Raw genomic sequence first — 19,291 nt, 5'->3', positions numbered from 1 at the left:
GGACGAGACGGTGGTCAGGCCCCAGAAGCCTGACAACCCTCCATTCGACAGTGGCGGTCCCCTGGCGCAGCATCAACCGATACCGCCCAATTGGAACCCCACTGTCGAACGTGCGGAACCTCTGCACTATTGTAAACGACAGAATGCCCGCTGTGGTTTCGCCGATCCGAGTACTGGGAGACAACCAGTACTCGTTGGCTACTTCCCCCGTCATTCCGCAGCGGTGTCTCGCCCTCGTCCCAACCAATCCCCTCGATGCGCTGGTTCGCCCCTGAGCGGCAGTTGAGTCACCTGATTTGTTCGCGAGACTGGGCTCCGGTGTACACCTCAGGCGTGCTTGAAGCGCTCGTCAAGAAACAACCAAAAAGGAGGGAAACAGATGCAGCGGACCTTCATCGCTAGTCTTCTGACGGAAGCACCCTTGCGGGGGGACAACACCAGGTTATTCCCGCTGTTGCGCAACAGGATTCGAAGTTCGTGACCTCCACGGAGAGCCGAGTTGGTGTGAACCACCCATGAGTTCGCGCTGCTCTCGGCAAGATGTCTCGAGAACTCGCTGCAGCCCCGGAAGCCCAGAAACACGCTTCCACGACAATCGCAGTCAGATGGTGAGCGAGAGGGTATCCTTGACGATCGCGAGGAGGTGGAGGTGCTTGCTCGCGTTCGTGCAGTTGGTCTGCGCTTCTTGCTCGTCAATCGCATTCCGCTCTCCGCCTTCGATGTCGCTCTCCGCTTGGCGAGCGCTGCTTTGCTCTCGCCAGCTGGACGCCACCGCTTCCTCCTTGCTGGCATTCATCCTCGTACGCTCAAAGCGACGCTACGCCGGATCCGTCGGCTCCAAGACTGGCCCCGCGCGTGGGTTCGTGCCGCTCATTCCTACCTCCTAGCTGCGCACGAGCGAGCCGCTGCCGGCGAACTGCGCGCTGCGGCCGAACTGCAGCGTGTCGCCGCCCTCTGTTATCACTTCGGGCACGTCATGGTACTTGACGATCTCGCCCGGCGCCGAGCCCTCTACACCGCAGCAGCCCGCTTATTCCGTGCTGCTGCCCCCCACCTGGACCCTGCAATTCGGCCAATCGAAGTCCCCTGGCGCGGTTTGGCCCTCCCCGGCTACCTCTGTGTGCCCGGCGACCGCCCCTCCCCACTCGTCGTCTTCTTGAATGGCGCCAGCACAGCGAAGGAAGAAATGGTGACCTGGGTCACCCCGTTCTTACGCCGTGGACTCGCCGTCCTTGCGCTCGACACGCCAGGTAGTGGTGAAGTCGCCGACCTTATCCCAGCGGCACCTGGCCAGGAAGATGTCGGTTGGGCAATCATCGAGACGGCACGTCATCTCCCCGAGGTTGATCCGAAGCGGATTGCCCTGCTGGGCATTAGCCTCCGGGGAGCCTACGCCGTTCAACTCGCTCACGCTGTCCCGGAGATCGCTGCGGTGGTCTCGGTGACCGCGCCCTATGATCCGCGCCCGTATCTTGACCTCCTTGGCGAGTTCGTCCGCCGCGACGTGGCGTTCGCCACCGGTGTCACCCCGGGCGACCTGACTCGCCTCGCGCCAGCACTTGCGCTCGACGGTATCGCACCCCACCTCCAAACACCGCTTCTGGTTGTCGGTGCAGGGAACGATCTCGTCGTCCCACCCCAGGAGTCAATTCGGCTCTACCGCGCTGCCGGTGGGCCGAAGCACCTTGCCTTCTACGAGCGGGCGAATCACGTCGCGTTTACGCATCTTGAGCAGTGGACAGCACTGGCCGCGACCTGGCTCGCCGCTACCCTCATGTAAGATCCGATCGCTGTTGCTCGCGCTCCGATGAATCACTCTCGCCGACGAGCACCGGTTCGCTCCCCAGTGACTCGCTCGCTCCGTCAACCCCAGCAGCCAGAATCGCCCGCTCCTGCGCCTGCCTTATCTCCAGCGACTCCGGTTGTTCCTCCACTGGCGGCGGAACAACTAGTTGGAAACAAGACAAGATCTCTCGCAATTGCTGTTCGTTCAGCTCATCGCGCTCGAGCAATCCCTGGGCGATCGCCTCCACCGCCTCGCGGTTTGCTTGCAAGAGTCGCTTCACATTTTCGAACTGCCGTTGCAGGAGTTGCTCGATACGCTGCTTGCGATAGAGATCCGGAACAAGCTGGTTGTAGGTCAATCCGCTGTAGAGCGATCCATCCATACCCCATGCTGAGACCATCAGGTTCGCAAGATGTGTCGCTTGTGCGAGATCGCTCGTTGCCCCAGTCATTTGCGTACCCAGGAAGAGCTCCTCTGCCGCACGAGCGGCCAGCGCCACCTGGATATCTGCCAGAAGTTCCTCCCGTGTCTTCGTGAAACGCTCCTCCGTCGGTTTCGTCGCCGAAAACCCGAGCGCTTCGCCGCGCCGGATGATCGAAACCTTCACCACCCGTTCCTTGGGTTGGAGCAGGTACTGTGCCAGCGCGTGGCCAGCTTCGTGATAGGCGATCCGCCGTCGTTCCTCGGCTGACATCGTGCGGATCGGTTGCCTCAACCCCAGTTCGTGCGTTTCTCGCGCGGCGGTGAAATCCTCGTACGTAATGTAGTTCCGTCCCTCGAAGTGTGCATGGATAACTGCCTCGTTGATGACGTAGCGAATTGCCGCTGGCGTATACCCAATCGTGTCGTGCACCATGAAGTCGATGGGAATGTTGGGATCATGCTTGACCTTACTGAGGTAGTACTCGATGATCTCTCGGCGGCCATCGGCACTCGGCAAATCAACCACGATTTTCCGGTCAAATCGACCCGGCCGCAGCAGCGCCGGATCCAGCGCATCCGGCATGTTCGTCGCCGCAATCGTCAGAACCGGTGGAAGTTCTGCTCGTCCCCGCCGTAAGCCGAGGAGTCGCAAGAGACGACCAATGAGCGTCACTTCCTGTGGCGGCGGATCGAGCTGCAGCAGGAGCTCATTCAGCATCGCATTGGCGCCCCACCCGAAGAGCGGCCCCAAAAATCCTTGGCCGGCGTATCGCCCGCCCCGCGCTTGTGCAATTGCGTCGATTTCGTCAATGAACAGAATACAAGCCCCGTACTTTTTCGCCAGCTTGCGTGCTTTGCGGTACAACATCATGATCCGCAGGTTGCTCACGCCGAAAAACATGTTCTGAAACGAGGGCGCACTCGCATAGCCGAACGGCACGTTTGCCTCCGTAGAGATGCACTGCGCCAGATACGACTTCCCTGTCCCGGGTGGTCCGACCAGCAGCAGGCCACGGATCGCCTCACCACCCATCTCTTTGAATTCCTTGATCCCCTTAAGCAGAGTGACGATCCGCCGCGCGCTCTCCAGCACCTCCGGATTACCCTTGTAATCCGCGAAGCTGACCCCCGTTTCTCCCGGCTTGATCCAGTAGGTGCGCCCCCGACCCAGGAACCAGAAGATCGCAGCAAACTGGATGATGACGAACACGATTGCGAAGGCAATCTGCAAGAGAGCAAAGAGAACCGTCAAAACAATCGGCCCCCACGCCGCTCGCGCCGGCCAGGCCCAGATGTAAAAGGCGTACCCAAGCGCTACCAGCGTCAGAAGCCCTCGAAAATGCGTTCGAATGAGATCCGCAATTCCAACAATGATGTCGTCAATCTGCTGCTCCAAATCGTCCCAGTAGCGACGGCGTTCGCGTGTCGTTGGAAGCGTCTGTGTTTGTCCGCTCATGGCCGACCACCTTCACTGAAGCTGTGGTGTATCGACGAGGAAGATCAGTCCGTCGCTATCGACCCAGAAGATCTGGTAAACCATGCCACGCTGGTCGTTGGCATTCCGCACCTCAGTGACATAGAAGTAGTAAGCCTGCCCATCCGGGAGTCGATAGCCGCCCACATAAGTGCTATCCTCAAAGCGAAAGCCCTGCTCTTGAAGAAGCTGAATTGACTGGCGGAATGTCGCTAAGCTCTCCCCACTTGCCAGTCGTCTCGCTTTCGCCTCTGGACTGAGTGTCTGCCACATCCGCTCCGCATCGAAATCCCGTTGTGCCTCCAGATAAGCACGCACGCTCGGAGGCGGCGCGATCACCGGTGCGGTGCGAACCGCTGGTTCATTCACTGATCCTCCTTGCTCCGTTAGAAGCGCACGGGAGGCGTAGAAAGCGCCCAGCGCCACGAGGATCACAACCAGCAGATGCCGCCACGCAAACCGGACGGTGCGAATCGTCACCCACAATAGCTTCCGGAGAATGACCCGAAGCACCTGCACCACGGCCAGGAACGGCCACAATAGGAGACGCACACGACGCCGGTGCACAGGCCCAGGAAGCTGTGGAACCGTCGGAGCCGGGGCCGTTACAGTCATGGAGAACGTCTCATCCGTGTGAACTCGTCCCAAACCCTTGCTCTTTGGAGAGTGTAGCACGTGCCTGGGGCTGCAGGAGAGCCGTGAGCGAGGTATTTTTGCACAACCGGTACCGTAGGCTGGTTCAAGCCTGATTCGACACCCTTCGCTGCCACATTCTTCCCGAGCGAAGATCCCCTCCAATTCACGTGTCAGAGCCTCCGCAAGACGTTAAATGCTTCAGCCCCATCAGGGGTGCCGGAACATGTCTCGCGATGACACAGCATGAGTTCATTCGCTGTCACGCCCCAGGTGCATCGCCAGACTACTTGTACTGAGTGGACCCACGAGCCATGTCTGTGACCTACGATGGGAGAGAAAGCACAAGAAGCTCACCATTGCAGTGCACCGACGCAGTCTTCGCACGAGTGCTACTACCTCCACGGCCGGGATCATGCGAAGAGCTGCAGAGCCCGGCGAGATTCGTCAGTGCGCCGCGATGCGTTCCACCAGGCTCTTCCCGCTCGGTGGACGGCCAGTCGACTCCGCAATCCGGTCGAGTCGCTCGTAGCCGATCTGCACGAAGCGAACCCCTAACCAGCGCAGCGGCTCCGGTTCCCACGGTCGCAGCTGATGTTGTGTCATTGGGAATCGAGTTAGCTCGCTGTCTCGTCCAGTGATGAGATCAGCTACGATGCGTCCTGCCAGATTCGCGGTCGCAACACCCTGCCCAGTATAGCCACACGCCATGGCGATGCCGGTCCGTGGATCGTACCGCATAGTTGGCATCCAATCACGCGGAACACCGAGCGGACCTCCCCAAGCATGGGTGAAATGGATCCCATACAGGCGCAACATTGGGAACCATTCGTAGCACATTTGCCGCAACATCTCATGTGTTGGGCCATGCCGGTCGAACGCGTCGGCGATGCGTGATCCGAACCGGTACGGTGCTCCGCGTCCGCCAAACATGATCCGTCCGTCAGCAGTGCGCTGCAGGTAATCCACGGTCAGCCGCTGAGAGGAAAGGAGTTCACGGTTGCTCCATCCGAGTTCCTTCCAGAGCTCCTCCGGAATCGGCTCTGTGAGAACGATTAGGGAGTAGATCGGGATGAGCGCCCGATGGAACTGACGGAGCTGTGAGAGATACGCTTCTCCTGCCAGGACGAGCACCCGAGCCCGCACATCCCCATACGGCGTTCGGAACACCGGCCGGATGCCTCCACGGATGTCGATGACCGGCGTTTCCTCGAAGATCGTTGCACCGCGACATTCAACAGCGCGGGCAAGCCCTCGTACCAGTCGACCCGGGTGGATCACTGCGCCATGCGAAGAGTACAGCCCTGCTACCGCGTTGGTCACTCGAACCCGCTCACGCACGGCCTCTGCCGAAAGCCACTCGGCGTAGTCCGTGATGCCCAGTCGCTCCAAAGTCCGTGCTGTCTCCTCGAGTGCCGGGACCTGATGGATCCCCCTCGCCAGCCGTAGCACGCCCCCGCGGTGGAAATGGGCGTCAATCCCCTCCTCATGGAGTACCCGCTCCACCTCGTCAACAGTCGCCCGCATCGCATAGTGGATTGCTCGCGCCGTCTCGACACCGTACCGACTTGCTAACTCTGCAAGGGAGACCGGAAATCCCGGATACAACCATCCCCCGTTCCGTCCCGATGCACCGAAGCCAGCGATTTTCTGCTCAAGAATGACGACCTTCGCACTCGGCTCTCGCTGGAGAAGATAATAGGCAGTCCAGAGCCCGGTGAAGCCAGCGCCAAGAATCGCGACATCAACGTCGATCGTCCCCTCCAGCCGCGGCCGTGGCGTCAAGTCGTCTCCGCAGGTCTCCAGCCAAAAGCTGTACTGGGCATATACCGATTTGGTGGCCAATGTGCCCATGACCCCCTCCTCCCATACCAACGGCAGTATAGCCCGGTTCGTGAACACACGCCTGGTCGTGCGAGAACGCTTCTCGTACACTGGCGGTGACGGAACTCGCCTCTTGTGCGAGGAGTTCAGTATGAGCACCGGCGAGCCGACAAATGACCGTTCGTTCCTGCAGGCAGTGCGCAAGGCTGCAGGGTTCCGCGTCTCGCCACGGCAGATCGCTCCAGTGATGGAGGCACTTGAGCGACGCCATCAGCCAATCACCCCGGAAACAGTGGCGGAGCTCGTGGTGGCTCTCGAACAGGGGGAGCGTTCGGCTCGTCAGCGACGGAACGCCGATCTTTGGCGGCTGGTCGGTGCTTACCTCGCACTCGAAGGGAAGCCTGCTCACCCTCAGGCGCAGCGGGCGCTGCTCGGACGGGTCCGCCGTATCCTTGGCGAACGACAACCAGATCGCGTCCTCCTAGAAGTCGCAGCAGCGCTTGGAGCCGCCGGGCATCCCCTCGAGGCACGAACGATCGCTGACGCAGTGCGCTGGTTGGAGAGCCGGCTTGGTCCGGCTCTCACTGCCGAAGTCATCCAGCCCTACCTCAAGCAAGCCGTCGAGGCCGTCGCGACGACGCCACCCAAAAGCTCTCCGCGTCGTCAGCCGCGACGGTGAACGCTTTCCTTGCCAGCGTTCTGTATCGCCTCGGCCACGCGGTGTCTCATAAGAAAGTGCCGGACACACACCAGACTCGCCGCGGCGCTTCGCGTCCGTTCTCTCCCTGTTCGCAGCAAGCAGTACTAGCCAGTCGCTGCGAGTTCCCCAGCCAGTGCTTGCCGTACGACTTCAGCGAGGCGTGCCACCCCTTCGTCGATCTGCTGCAAGGTCACTGCACTGTATGAGAGACGCAGGTGCCGATCGCCACCCCCGTCGCCATAGAAGGCTGGACCGGGGATGAAATCAACCCGCCGCTCGCGGCACGTGGCCAAGAGTTCGGTGGCGCTCAACCCTTCGGGCAACGTGAGCCAGATGAAGAAGCCACCATTCGGGCGCGTCCAGCGAACCCCCTCTGGCATCTGACGCTCCAAGGCAGCAAGCATTCGCTCGCACTTCTCCCGATAGATCCGCCGGAGCTCGGCAAGATGCGCATGATAGCGTCCAGTGCGGAGATACCAGTCAGCGAGCGCTGCAGTGAAACTGTTGCGCAGCGCATCGATTCGCGCCCGAGCCAGCGTCGCAACGATCGGAGCAGGACCAACGACATAGCCAAGACGCAGCCCAGCAGCGATCGTTTTCGACAGCGTCCCACAGTACAGCACGTTCCCCGGTTCAGCCAAGCTGAAGAGAGTCGGCGGATAGTCCCCTCGGAAGCGCAGCTCGTAATAGGCGTCGTCCTCAATGATGAGAAGTCCCCGTTCGTCGGCAAGCCGAGCCAGGGCTCGCCGTCGCTCCAGCGAGAGTTCGACACCCGCAGGATTCTGGAAGGTCGGCAAGGTATACAGGAACTTCGGTCGCCGTCCCTCACGCTCCAAGTGATCGAGTGCAGCCACCACCGCATCAGGATCGATGCCATGCTCATCAACGGGAATGCCGACGAGCTGCGCTCCCGCGAGCTTGAACATACTCGTCGCACCCATCCAAGCTGGTGCATCGATGAGCACCACGTCGCCGGGATCCAGAAGGGCATCGCAGATGATGCCAAGCCCGTTGCTCGAACCAAGCGTCACCAAAATCTGTTCCGGCGAAACCTGCATCCCCTGGTCACGGGCTAGCTTCTGTGCCAGCGCCTCGTTCAGCTCATCTGGTCGGATCAGGTTCTGGTAGCCAAGTGCATCACGCCGCTGGTTCTCAGCGAGAAATTCTGCTGCCAGCGCCATATCTTCGAGTGGAAGGCTGTCCCAATCCGGATCTCCATACACAAACGAGATCATGCCCTCCGGCGGGACTCGAGGAGGACGCTCAGCAGCGGCAGCGATTCGTCCTCGTCTCGACCACCTCTCATGCCAGCGTTCGTCCATAACAACGGCTCCTTCCCTGCGCGTGGTATGCTGCCCAGCGGCGCACCGCCGTCCCAGTATAGCGGACGGCACCCCGAACACTGACGAGGAAATGGAGGAATTGGCGATGAGTGTCGTGGCTGATCCGCACCTTGTAATGGCTCTCCACCGCGCGATCGCCCACTATCGCGATCTCGAACCACGGTCGATTCCAGTCGATCACCCACATGTGCCAGAGCTAGCGATGCCCGACCGCCTTGCCTACGCTGTCGGTTGGGTACTGGCTGCAGCAATCGTTGGCAGCCGTTACCGCACTTCGGCCATCGATGTACTGCCAGTCTATCACCCCGAGCACGGATGGGATCGTTTCCTGGTGACACGGCGGGTCACCTGTCGTCTGTACGCGACGGAGCCGGCCGATAGCCTGGGCACGATCTGGCTCGGCGAAGAGGATGCACCCGTCTTCACAGTTGGGCAGAGCGTCCGCCTCTCACTGGGCAAGTTGTGCCAGGAAGACCCGGCAGAAGCCATTCGCCGCCTGCTCTTCGCGGTTCCATCCCCACGCCTGCGCCATGGCGAGCATGCACAGTGCGCGCACCAACGCGCCGAGCGCTATCCGACTCTCTACCGAGTGACAGCCGAGTTGATTGCGGACTACCCTGGCCTCATTGTCGCGCGGGAACTCTTCGTCGACGACCAACCGATCGATGGAGCCTACCATCCCCTCTACACCGCCTCCGGCGCCCGGCTGACTGGTTGGACCTATGACTACATCCAGTATCTCGCCGGGGAGCGCATCCTCTTCCTCGGGATCGATGGTCGACTGGCTACCTTCGAAATCGAACCAGGAATTTGGCGCACCGAGGAAGCCCCGTCCCAAGACGAGACGGCGCTTCGCCACTATCTTGAGGAGCGACTGGAGCTCGGCGAACCAGGACGGCCGATTATTGAGCTCGCGTCATTGCAGTCGGAGGAGAGCCGGAACACGCCAGACAACCAGGAGAGCGGCAAGTGAGCTTGCCAGGGCACCGCTTAGGACAGCACCTGGCACACCAATGAGATCGCCCAGAGCCCCCATTGGCAATGCGCCGAGGGGCATAAAACCCCACGTCACCATATAAAGACCCATCACGCGCCCTCGCACCTCGTCGCCGACGGCGAGGTGAAGGAGCGCGTTATTCAATGCCATGTAGGCCGCCCCAAGGAAACCGCCCATAAACAGACAACCAAGTGCCAAAGGAAGCCAGCGAGTGAGGGAAAAGACGGCAATCACGCCTCCGTAGACGACAATGATTCCCACCATGAGTGCCCCACGGTAGCGTACCCGCCGCAAACTTGCCACGAACAGCGACCCGATGAGCGCTCCCGCACCCCCAACAGTGTAGAGCAGTCCAAGCCCTCCGGGCCCGAGATGCAGCACATCGCGCGCAAAAACGGGGAGAAGGTGCAAGTAGGGGAAGACGAGAATCGTGGGAACGCTCGCCAGGAGGATTAATCCCAGAACGATCGGGACACGTCGGACGTACGCCAGACCTTCCGCCATGAGACGAAGAAACGGGAGATTCAGCTGTGCAGCGGGCGGTGCCGAGGGCAGGCGTCCGGTATTTGCCAGTGCCAGCGCCAGGCAGCCTGTCTGGAAAAGGAGTGTGCCCCCAGCTCCAAGAGTAGCAACGAGCGGCCCAGCAAGCGAAGGCCCAAGGATACGTGTTGTGTTCATTCCAGCCGAGAGCAGCGCAACGGCGTTCTGGAGCGCTGAGCGCGGAACATAACCGGGGATGAGTGCCTGTCGCGTCGCATTGTTCGCGGCAAGGAGTGAACCGTTCAGGAACGTTGCCATGAGCAACAGGAAGGGGGTGGCAAGTCCCGAGAACACCAGTAGTGCCAATGCGGCGCTCAGGAGCAGTGCACCGGCCTGGCAGACGAGTAAGACATCACGTCGGTCGAAGCGCTCCGCCAGCGCCCCAGCCGGTGCTGCGACAATGAGGAAGGGGAGCCCACCCGCGAATCCCAGCATCCCGACCCACAACGCTGAGTCGGTCAGCTGGAGCATTGCCCAGCCGGTCGCAACCTGCAGCATCCACTGCCCGATCTGGGTCAAAACGCTCGATGTCCAGAGGAGCCGATAGGCTCGATACCGGAGCAGAGCGTCGAGAAGAGGCCCCGTCGCTGTCTCGATCACCGGTGCCGACCGTCGGGAGAGTGTCTTCGGTGTCTGATGCTCTCCCATCCTGTCCCCCGCGGCAACCCTACCGCTAGGCAGCCAGATGTGCAACAGGCGTTGTACGTGATTGCCAGAATGTGCGCCAGAATCCCATGGGCTCCGCGGTGCTCCTCAACCCCTAGTGTTAGCGGGGAAAGACTGGGCCTCCACCCCACACAAGTACAACCATCGTCCCAGGCACCTCCGCGAGAGGCAGCTCCATGTCGCGGCTCACCGAGGAATAGACACAACCAGCACGTTTCATGAAGAACGACACGGACGCAGGCGTCGCGGCCAATCGAGGAATGAACACAACCCGGTATCCCTCCACCCGGCTTGGCCCCACACAAGGACGCCGTGCCTGTTGTCGCGGCGAAACACCAGGTGCGGGGTGAGCCGCAGCCTCTTCGCCAAGCGGGGAACACGCTGCAGGCTCGAATCTGCTGCCAGAGCACTGACCTCGACACTCGCAACGGGCATGCTCGGTGCTGCAGAGTGCCTCTCCGAGCTGATCCACCTGGATGGAGCGACATCTCAGGGTATGCCTGCTACGATTGCCCTGGTCGCCGATATCCGAAGGGGGGTACCGATGGGGCGGTGGAAGGATGGAGCGCAGTGTGCCGTCATGTTGACCTTTGATGTCGACGCAGAGACACTCTGGCTGGCCGGATCCTTACAACACAGCGACCGGATCGGGCTTCTCTCGCAGGGCACATACGGTGCGCGGGTCGGTGTGCCACTTGTGCTCCACGTCCTGCGACGATTCGATCTCCGGGCAACGTTCTTCGTCCCAGGATGGGTTGCCGAGCATCATCCTGACATTGTTGCGGCCATTGTTGACCAGGGGCACGAAATCGGTCACCATGGGTACCTTCATGAAACAATGAGTGATCTCTCTGAGGAGGATGAACGACGAGTGCTTGAGCGGGGCATCGAAGCGCTGCAACGAGTGACTGGCCGTACGCCGCTCGGGTACCGGTCACCGTCCTGGGAACTGACCGGCCGGACACTTCGCCTTCTCGAGCAGTATGGTTTCCGTTACTCCTCAAACCTGATGAGCCATTTTCTCCCTTGGCAACATCCAGATACCCGCCTGATCGAGCTTCCGGTGCAGTGGCTGCTCGACGACGCACCGTTCTTCTTGTTCCGGCCCGGCCCTGGCTCCCGGCCAATTCAGCCAGCCCAGCATGCCTTCCAAGCATGGGGCGAGGAGTTTCAGGGCATCTACCGTTTCGGGGGGCTCTTCAACCTGACCATGCATCCGCAGTTGATCGGCCGTCCCGGGCGGATCCTCATGTTGGAACGGCTGATCGAGCACATCCTGTCATACCCCCACGTCTGGATCGCAACCGGTCTTGAGGTAGCGGACTATTGGGCAGCACACATTGCCGCCAATCCAGAGGAATGGCGACAAGGGCTCGTCTACGATCCGCTCACTCACCGCTGAAGCTCGGCCTTGCCTCCGCGATGCGCGACGCTGCGCTCGCCTGTTGTAACACGATCCGATAGTGCTTCCGGAAGGAGAAACGCTCGTCCCGGATCAGCTCAAAGTAGGAGCCGAACCGCTCAGGGTGCGCAGCCGCCTCGTCAAGCGGATGCGGTGGATCATCATCGGTCAGGGGCGTGCGCAGCTCGTACAACGTCGTCCGCTCCGCTGGGATACGAGCAGCATCGCGGATCCACCGGCGGAGCTCGCGCGGTGGTACAAGCTGCCCGTATGTCGCTCCAGCAGCGGTAGAAATACTTTCGTTCATCAACGTTCCACCGAGATCATTCGCCCCCGCATGGAGGCACCACTGCGCCAGCTTCGGTCCCTCTTTCACCCACGAGACTTGGATGTTCCGGATATACGGATGCAACATGATCCGCGCAATGGCATGCATCTTCACAACTTCTTCGCCAGTAGCACCAGGCCGGAGGTCGGGCAAAAGACGCTTGCGATACATTGGTGCCTCGCTGTGGACAAGACTCAGTGGGACGAACTCGGTGAAACCGCCCGTCTCCTTCTGAATACCCCGAATGAGCGCCAGATGCGCTGCCCGATGACGGTTCGTCTCGATATGCCCATACATGATGGTGGCCGTCGTCGGGATACCAAGACGATGTGCGGTGGTAATCACTTCGATCCACTGCGCGGTCGAGATACGACCCGGCGAGATCCGTCGCCGCACCTCGTCGTCAAGAATCTCTGCTGACGTCCCTGGAAGAGAACCGACCCCTGCCTCCCTGAGACGCTCGAGATACTCGGCGATCGAGCAGCGAGCCCGCAGGGCACCATAGACGACTTCCTCGGGCGAGAAACCGTGGATGTGGATACCAGGGAGTTCCGCCTTGATGGCGCGGCAAATCGTCGGATAGAGGTCGGGGTCCATCTTTGGGGGCAAGCCAGCTTGGATACAGACCTCCGTTGCGCCAAGCTCCCAGGCTTCTCGGGCGCGACGGACGATCTCCTCCAGCGGCAGGAAGTATCCCTGTTCTTCGCGGTGGCCACGAGAGAAGGCGCAGAAGCCGCAGCGCTTGATGCAGACGTTCGTGAAATTAATGTTGCGGTTTACCACGTAGGTGACAACATCACCGACGGCACGCCGTCGCAGTTCGTCCGCGACGATTGTAACCAGGAACAGATCCCGACCGTGCGTCTCAAACAACCGCTCACCCTCGTCGACCGTGACTTCGTGCCCGGCGAGAACACGATCGAGGATGCGAGCCACATCCGGCGAGGCAAGCGCGAGCACACGATCAAGCGTGTCTCGGAGCGCTGCGACTTCTTCCATTACCACAACTCCTTTTCTGGAGGTACCAATCCACCTGGGTCGACGAGCACTCTCACGCGCGCCAACACAGCTGGATCGAGAAACTCGTCACCACGCAGGATGTAGTCCGGATACACCGCGAGGCGCTCCCGCAGCTGGAAACCGAGTTGTGCGGTCCGCTCTTTCACTTCCCGAAGGTGCGGCCAGGCCCGCTCGGGATTAATGAAATCCCGCGTCACCGGTGAGATGCCGCCCCAATCGTCAAGTCCAGCGAGCAGATAGACCTCATAGCCATCGGGCATGAGGTTTGGTGGCGCCTGCACCGCGGTCGTCGTCCCGAGGATGAGGCGAGCGACCGCAATGGTCCGCAACATCTCCAAGAGCGTCGGTTCCGGCCAATCACGCATCCGGATATCCGGTTTACGCCGGAAGTTCTGCACGATCACCTCTTGGATGTGTCCGTACCGATCCTGCAGTGTGCGGATCACATAGAGGGCATCAACGCGTTCTTCCGGCGTTTCCCCGATTCCGATGAGAATCCCTGTGGTGAAGGGAACACGCAGTCGCCCGGCCGCCTCCAGCGTGGCCAGTCGGACAGCCGGCACCTTGTCCGGGCAACCCCGATGTGCACCACCGCGCTCAAGGAGACGCTCGCTTGATGACTCCAACATCAATCCCATACTCGCCGTGACCGGCCGCAGGAGGGCGATATCCTCCTCACTCATCACTCCAGGATTCGCATGGGGCAGCAGTCCCGTACGTTCCAGCACAAGTGCACACATGTCACGAAGGTACTCGATCGTCCGCGCATACCCCCGCTCCGCCAACCAACGGCGGTATACGGCATAGCGGAGCTCCGGCTTGTCCCCAAGACTGAACAGTGCCTCCTTGCAGCCGGCAGCACTCCCGGCCTCAGCGACCGCCAGCACCTCTTCTGGTGTCATCGTGTGGGCCAGCGGATCGCTCGGCCGACGCACAAATGTGCAGTACGCACACTGATCGCGGCAGAGGTTGGTGAGTGGAATGAACACCTTTCGCGAGTAGGTCACTGTCCGGCCCGACCGACGCTCTCGCACCAGGCTCGCTGCCTCAAGCAAGTGGAGCAGGAGCGTACCATCGGCGCGAATGAGACGCGCAGCTGCCGCCGGATCCAAGGCACCCGTGTCCACGGCATCGGCCAGCTCACGCACTAGCCCGGGGTCGGCGGTTGTCGCAGTGCGGAACCCGATCGACACCGAGAGTCGCCTCCCTTCCGTCCCCTCTCGGACGAAGCTGAGTATGGCGCAGATCGTCATCCCTCGCCAGCTTCCCCGTGCATCTCTGAACCCGCTATCCTACCGGCAGGTCATTGGGGGAAGGATGACACCCAACGAGACAACACTCGCATACCTCTGGCAAGAACAGGCCCTCACCACTGATCTCCGTACGACTGACGGCCGTCGACTGAGGGTGATCTATCGCGGTGTGTGGACACATCGTCGGGGGCCCGATTTTGCTAACGCCCTCCTGGATCTGGATGGCGAGCTGGTGTCAGGTGACGTCGAACTCCACGTTCGAGCCTCCGACTGGTATGCACACGCACATCACGAGGACCCGGCCTACGATCACGTCGTGCTCCATGCAGTCTGGGACGATGATCTCCAGAAAACCGTCCGCCGCCGCGACGGTACAACGGTTCCAACCCTTGAGCTCGCCCGTTTCCTCGCAACGAGATTTGACCAACTCCCATTCGTCTCTCTGCGACCACTGGGTGCCCTCGGCTTTGCCCACTGTGCCCCTGAGATCGCAGCTGCCCATCCGGAGCTCCTCCATCATCTTTTCGAAAACGCAGGGGACAGCCGATTGCGCGAGAAGGTCGCTCGCATTCAGGCCCGCCTCAGCGGTGAGTCGCCGGCGCAGACACTGTTTTGGCTTCTCGCCGATGCCCTCGGCTACCACCAGAACCGTCAAGGGATGCGTGCCATCGCCGAAGAACTCCCGCTCATGCATCTGGAGGTTCGACTCTCTGCGCTTGCGCCGGAAAAGCGCTTTCCGATGGCAGCCGCGCTCTTGCTCGGCACCGCTGGCTTCCTTCCCCTATCCGATGCTGAACGGGAGCTTGTCAAGCTTCCCACGAGCCTCTGGCAAGAAATCGAGGCCATCTGGAATGCACGAGAGATGCGAGTTGGTTCTGCAAGGACACTCTGGCGACTTGGCGGTGTCCGCCCGACGAACCATCCAGTACGACGCCTACTGAACCTCGCTGGTCTCCTTGCCACAACTGACAGCGGGCTCCTTGCTGACGTCCTCGAGCGGCTGGTCACGGCACGACCCCGTCGGCAGCTCTTCGCATGGCTCAGGGCAGGTCCTGTACCACTTGGCCAAGACCGGGCACACGACATCATTGTCAACGTCATCATTCCCTTCTCGCTGGGCTACGCCGATTGGATCGCCGATGACAGGATCCGCGAGGCAGCCGCCCAACTTTGGCTCGAACTCCCAGCCGGACGTGGCAATCAGCTCGTGCGGGCAACACTCGAGCAGGTCTGCGGGCCAACACCGATCCGTCTTCGCAGTGCGCGTGCTGAGCAGGGGCTCTTGCACCTGTACCATCGGGGTTGTCGCGAACGACGCTGCTGGGAGTGCCCTGTCGCCCACCTTGTCCTATCTCGGAGTTCCTCCCCTTCTGCCTAAGGCGACCTGCACCTCCCAGGGAATGGTCGAACGCACAAACCCGTGCCACATCGCCCACGATTCGAGGCCAATAGACTGCCAAGACTTACGTTCCTGTGCCTTCCCCACCGGGGAGGCTGTTGTGTGGCCTCGTGGTCTGGAAGGTTTTGACAGCGGGAGTAGCGGTTTCCCCTCCCGATCAAACCAAACTTGCGACAATTGGGCCAAGGCACAACGGCGCGACCGCGGTTTCCTCTCTCGCGAGCAAAACAGGCCCGCCGTTGAGCTCGCCGGACGAGCAGGCAGGGTGCCGCTGAACCATGAAACGCCACGCCCTAGCCAGATGGGGAATCCGAACGGTCGACACCTCGAAAAGTCGAACTGGGCCGCTCTTCAGAGCGGGTTTGTCTCTCTGGTTGCGGTGTACGCCTCCCGGCAACCAACGAAGCGCTCCACGTGCAAGGCACGGCTCGGTTGACTCATCCGGTAATGACCGATCTGGAACCGGAGAAGTCATTACATAAGGCGGGTACGGGGTCTTCTTCTCAGAAACTGCACACCGATGCCACGGTTAGCAGCTGACCGAAAGGATCTCGAGCCTCGCCACCAAAGATGGTTGCCTAGGAGACCTCCGTGTGGTGCTCGAGAGATCGATACCCTCACGCCTCCACCTCGCTGCACGTGTAAACCGCGTGGAGGACCGTGCCGTCCGAACCGGGGTCTCCACAGCAGTCTTCTTTAACGATTGGGAGCGTCCGGGGACAGATACTCCCGCCGCTCGGCAGAAGCGGATTCCGTGACGTACCTCCCCGGAATCCTGCAGCAGGCGGAGTGGCCTACGGCAACGGACAACACGGCGAACGATGTCTGGGCCCTCACCCGTCACCGGACTCTCACACTCCACCCCGGTGGACAGATCGACGCTCAAGAACTGGAGCTCACATGGCACCAGCGCGTGACACGGTAAATGACGCGATGGCGCACGACCGAACCAGGGACAAAGCGCGGAGCCTTCCGCCCGCTGTCGCTCCCCAGCGGGCGTGGTGAAGCATGACCATGGTTGCTGCCGAAGCTTGAGCAATGCGGACCACAAGCATCGGCCAAAGATGAGCTCCCAGGAATGCCCTCTGTTGTCCACAGGAGCGACGCTCGTCTGAGCTACTCACGTCTATACTGCCGTGCCCACGGGTTCGCCAAGCTGCACTACAGGCTACCAACCTGGTACGCTCTGCGAGAATCTTGAGAAACCCCACGGAGTCGGGAAGCACAAGCGAATTCCTTGAGTACCTCAAGAGAAGGTCAAATCCTTCTCTCTACAACCGCCAGGAGCTGTGCCATAAGCGGGGTCAGCTCAACAGGTGCAACAGTCAGTGGCGAAAAGGCTGGATGCCGGGCAGCCGTTTTCAGTTCGTGTCCATGGCGTTGACCCGCCCACACGATGCACGTTACCAGGTGCGCGGTTTCGGCACGCGACCTCGTGCGCAGTCATCACGCACCAGAGACTCCATCCGCGATTTCCAGCCCTCCTTGTAACTCGACGGTTCGACGGAAAACCTCACACGCGAACTCTCGCGTCCGACCTGCACCCATGAACAGGCTCAGATTGTCTCTCGGTAGGGAGGAGATACAGAGAACTTCGAGCTGGGTACAGAGAGACTCTACTCCTCAGAGCGTCAACATCGCTCCACTGGGTGGGCTATTCATGACTATGGTTGGCTTCCCCCGATCTCCTTCGCGGAAGCTGCAAGCGCTCGCAGCGTCGATACCACTGCCCGTTCATGAACGCCGCATAGCGGCGAATTCAACGAAACATCGCTTCGATCCCCACCACTCCTGACAGCACGTAGCAGGGAACACCCATTCACGCAGAGTCACTGTGGTAAGCCAGGAGATCCGAATGGGCGAAGTATCTCCGAGAAATGTCCGAAAAGTTCCTGCATTGAATTCGCCTGGCAAAAACTCCTGCTTCCGTCCGGAAACTCCAGCCGTACGTGAATTGGCGACGATGGACGATACACCCACCACCACGAGCGGCGGGCGAGCACCCGCTGTAGTACATCAGCAATAGCACGCTGCGCTCGCTCAGGAGGCAGTGATTCCGCCTGGTCCAGTGTAAGCGCCCGCTTCACTGTGACCGTCGCCGTCTGGTCCGTCCACTCCTCGGCCTCTGAGGTCAATCCCCGATCTCCCGTCACCACAAGAAGCGGGATTCCGAGTTCGCCGAGCCAGCGACTCGCCAGCGCCAGCTCTCCTGCTTCACGATCCTCCCAAAACAGCTGAAGCCCAGGTATCAACGTGCGGGGTGCAAACGCCTCCCGCTGTCCTGCGCGGGCATGGAAACCTAGAAGCACCGCAACACGAGGCCGCTGCTCAGCCAGCAGCTCGTCAGGCGTCATCACCTCAGGAAACAGGTCCAACGGGAGGAGACGCTGGTGCCAATCAAGAATGCGCACCGCGCCAACGCCCCATGCTCGGGCTGCTTCCGCCACAGCGTCGACTTCCGCGCGGTACGCTGCGAGCGCCTGCGAATACTCTGCGTGGGCCGGGAAACAGATTTCCCAACGAGAGATACTCGACATTCCCTCGAGGTCCGCGACCACTATGAGCTCCACGTGTTCCGACCTTCCCAGGATCCCCGACCCAACAAGAATACCGCACGCATAGGGACCTTAGACGTGAAGTCCTGTACTGTACCAGGAACACGATCAGCGATCGGTGAAGGCTGTCATAGAGCACCAACTACCGCAGTTGTCACAAGTGCCAAGAGCCCCCAAACACCGCAACAGCCGCGGCACACTCACAAGTCATCACGAGACTAGACAGAATCTTTGTCACTTCAATCCGTCACCGGCCAAACAGGGACAGCGGTCGGCCCCACGGGCGTAGCAGCGGTGCGATGCGCTCGACCAGCTACTCGTGAACCGCTGCCGGCTGCGTCACCAGGACGAGCAGCACAACGCCTGTTGGGTCGGCCAGCTCCTCGGACCAAGCACTCGCAGCAGCCGAGGGACCGGCAGGTGGCGGAGCCGTGCTCGCGTGCCCCCTCAGGGACGAACTCGGCCAACTGTGACCGCATGCGCTTCCGCTGAAGAAGATACGCGACTTGTACCAACACACTTTTCCGTCCCGGGCGCGCAACCTCCACACGCGACGAGATTTGTGCACTGCGTGATGAACTCCAAGCCACGTCCAAGGAAGAGGGCATCTCGGAGCCCGTTGCGAGTCGCGATCACCCCCGAGGAGACTCCACCCAGACCCTGGCAAGGCAAGAACCGGCATGCTGCAGTGCCAAATCTGGAGCCCAACTGGACATGTCAAGTCAAAGCACTTACCGCAACATTTGGTGCTGGTACGATGGCTCCTTTCGCCGACCTGCTCGGATCACAGCCGGAGTGAGGACAGCAAACCAGCGACTGAAGGCAGCAGTGGGCACGCTTGAAGGAGCCCGGTGCCACAGAAGGGACAGAAATCGTTTTGGGCAGGGCCTCGACGCGCGACGAGCGTCCGACCGTGCGGAGGTAAATACTCACGAAGTAAGGCGGGCA

At 61.0% G+C, this 19,291-nt stretch carries 13 protein-coding genes; 5 read left to right on the top strand and 8 right to left on the bottom strand.

Going from position 1 to position 19,291, the window contains the following annotated elements:
• Positions 1–649: 649 nt before the first annotated feature.
• Positions 650–1,780 (top strand): alpha/beta hydrolase, encoded by a 1,131-nt coding sequence (locus NET03_RS07585; RefSeq protein ID WP_252128307.1) that lies wholly within the window; start codon positions 650–652, stop codon positions 1,778–1,780.
• On the opposite strand, the gene NET03_RS07580 is transcribed toward NET03_RS07585, so the two are convergent.
• The 3 genes from NET03_RS07580 to NET03_RS07570 all read right to left on the bottom strand — a co-directional run bounded on the left by NET03_RS07580 (position 1,773) and on the right by NET03_RS07570 (position 6,170).
• Entirely contained in the window at positions 1,773–3,665 is a 1,893-nt protein-coding gene (locus NET03_RS07580; protein WP_252128306.1) for an AAA family ATPase, read from the bottom strand. The genes NET03_RS07585 and NET03_RS07580 overlap by 8 nt on opposite strands.
• Before the next feature lie 12 nt (positions 3,666–3,677).
• Positions 3,678–4,298, bottom strand: coding sequence for a hypothetical protein (locus NET03_RS07575; RefSeq protein ID WP_252128305.1), 621 nt, complete (start codon positions 4,296–4,298; stop codon positions 3,678–3,680).
• Positions 4,299–4,763: 465 nt separating this feature from the next.
• Complete coding sequence (locus NET03_RS07570) at positions 4,764–6,170, bottom strand: NAD(P)/FAD-dependent oxidoreductase (RefSeq protein WP_252128304.1); 1,407 nt, start codon at positions 6,168–6,170, stop codon at positions 4,764–4,766.
• Positions 6,171–6,291: 121 nt separating this feature from the next.
• On the opposite strand from NET03_RS07570, the gene NET03_RS07565 reads away from it, so the two are divergent.
• The gene (locus NET03_RS07565; RefSeq protein ID WP_252128303.1) at positions 6,292–6,819 is read left to right on the top strand and encodes a hypothetical protein; all 528 of its coding nucleotides are present in this window, start codon (positions 6,292–6,294) and stop codon (positions 6,817–6,819) included.
• A 125-nt stretch (positions 6,820–6,944) separates the two neighbouring features.
• On the opposite strand, the gene NET03_RS07560 is transcribed toward NET03_RS07565, so the two are convergent.
• Entirely contained in the window at positions 6,945–8,162 is a 1,218-nt protein-coding gene (locus NET03_RS07560) for an aminotransferase-like domain-containing protein (protein ID WP_252128302.1), read from the bottom strand.
• 106 nt (positions 8,163–8,268) lie between these two features.
• Here NET03_RS07560 and NET03_RS07555 point away from each other — a divergent pair, with 106 nt between their 5' ends.
• Entirely contained in the window at positions 8,269–9,156 is an 888-nt protein-coding gene (locus NET03_RS07555) for a hypothetical protein (protein WP_252128301.1), read from the top strand.
• Here NET03_RS07555 and NET03_RS07550 read toward each other — a convergent pair.
• A complete protein-coding gene (locus NET03_RS07550; protein WP_252128300.1) occupies positions 9,100–10,368 on the bottom strand; it encodes an MFS transporter in 1,269 nt (422 codons plus the stop codon). The genes NET03_RS07555 and NET03_RS07550 overlap by 57 nt on opposite strands.
• Positions 10,369–10,930: 562 nt before the next feature.
• Between NET03_RS07550 and NET03_RS07545 the strand changes: the two genes are divergently transcribed.
• Entirely contained in the window at positions 10,931–11,788 is an 858-nt protein-coding gene (locus tag NET03_RS07545; RefSeq protein ID WP_252128299.1) for a polysaccharide deacetylase family protein, read from the top strand.
• Here the strand turns inward: NET03_RS07545 and cofH are convergent.
• The gene (cofH, locus tag NET03_RS07540; protein WP_252128298.1) at positions 11,775–13,115 is read right to left on the bottom strand and encodes a 5-amino-6-(D-ribitylamino)uracil--L-tyrosine 4-hydroxyphenyl transferase CofH; all 1,341 of its coding nucleotides are present in this window, start codon (positions 13,113–13,115) and stop codon (positions 11,775–11,777) included. The genes NET03_RS07545 and cofH overlap by 14 nt on opposite strands.
• Positions 13,115–14,329: a 7,8-didemethyl-8-hydroxy-5-deazariboflavin synthase CofG gene (gene cofG, locus NET03_RS07535; protein ID WP_252128297.1), complete on the bottom strand. Its 1,215-nt coding sequence runs from the start codon at positions 14,327–14,329 to the stop codon at positions 13,115–13,117. Before cofG ends, cofH begins: the two co-directional genes overlap by 1 nt.
• A gap of 43 nt (positions 14,330–14,372) precedes the next feature.
• On the opposite strand from cofG, the gene NET03_RS07530 reads away from it, so the two are divergent.
• Positions 14,373–15,767, top strand: a complete 1,395-nt coding sequence (locus NET03_RS07530) for a DUF2851 family protein (RefSeq protein ID WP_252128296.1) — start codon at positions 14,373–14,375, stop codon at positions 15,765–15,767.
• A gap of 1,850 nt (positions 15,768–17,617) precedes the next feature.
• On the opposite strand, the gene NET03_RS07525 is transcribed toward NET03_RS07530, so the two are convergent.
• The gene (locus NET03_RS07525) at positions 17,618–18,346 is read right to left on the bottom strand and encodes a M55 family metallopeptidase (protein ID WP_252128295.1); all 729 of its coding nucleotides are present in this window, start codon (positions 18,344–18,346) and stop codon (positions 17,618–17,620) included.
• Between the last annotated feature and the right edge of the window lie 945 nt (positions 18,347–19,291).

Origin of the sequence: Thermomicrobium sp. CFH 73360 (genome assembly GCF_023806465.1) — a bacterium.
Lineage (GTDB): Bacteria > Chloroflexota > Chloroflexia > Thermomicrobiales > Thermomicrobiaceae > Thermomicrobium.
This window is presented reverse-complemented; position numbering and strand designations above follow the sequence as displayed.

Coding starts and splice junctions, on each gene's coding strand:
- NET03_RS07550 (WP_252128300.1), bottom strand. CDS start 10,368: ATGGGAGAGCATCAGACACCGAAGACACTCTCCCGACGGTCGGCACCG.
- NET03_RS07580 (WP_252128306.1), bottom strand. CDS start 3,665: ATGAGCGGACAAACACAGACGCTTCCAACGACACGCGAACGCCGTCGC.
- NET03_RS07570 (WP_252128304.1), bottom strand. CDS start 6,170: ATGGGCACATTGGCCACCAAATCGGTATATGCCCAGTACAGCTTTTGG.
- NET03_RS07530 (WP_252128296.1), top strand. CDS start 14,373: ATGGCGCAGATCGTCATCCCTCGCCAGCTTCCCCGTGCATCTCTGAAC.
- NET03_RS07555 (WP_252128301.1), top strand. CDS start 8,269: ATGAGTGTCGTGGCTGATCCGCACCTTGTAATGGCTCTCCACCGCGCG.
- NET03_RS07560 (WP_252128302.1), bottom strand. CDS start 8,162: ATGGACGAACGCTGGCATGAGAGGTGGTCGAGACGAGGACGAATCGCT.
- NET03_RS07565 (WP_252128303.1), top strand. CDS start 6,292: ATGAGCACCGGCGAGCCGACAAATGACCGTTCGTTCCTGCAGGCAGTG.
- NET03_RS07545 (WP_252128299.1), top strand. CDS start 10,931: ATGGGGCGGTGGAAGGATGGAGCGCAGTGTGCCGTCATGTTGACCTTT.
- cofH (WP_252128298.1), bottom strand. CDS start 13,115: ATGGAAGAAGTCGCAGCGCTCCGAGACACGCTTGATCGTGTGCTCGCG.
- NET03_RS07575 (WP_252128305.1), bottom strand. CDS start 4,298: ATGACTGTAACGGCCCCGGCTCCGACGGTTCCACAGCTTCCTGGGCCT.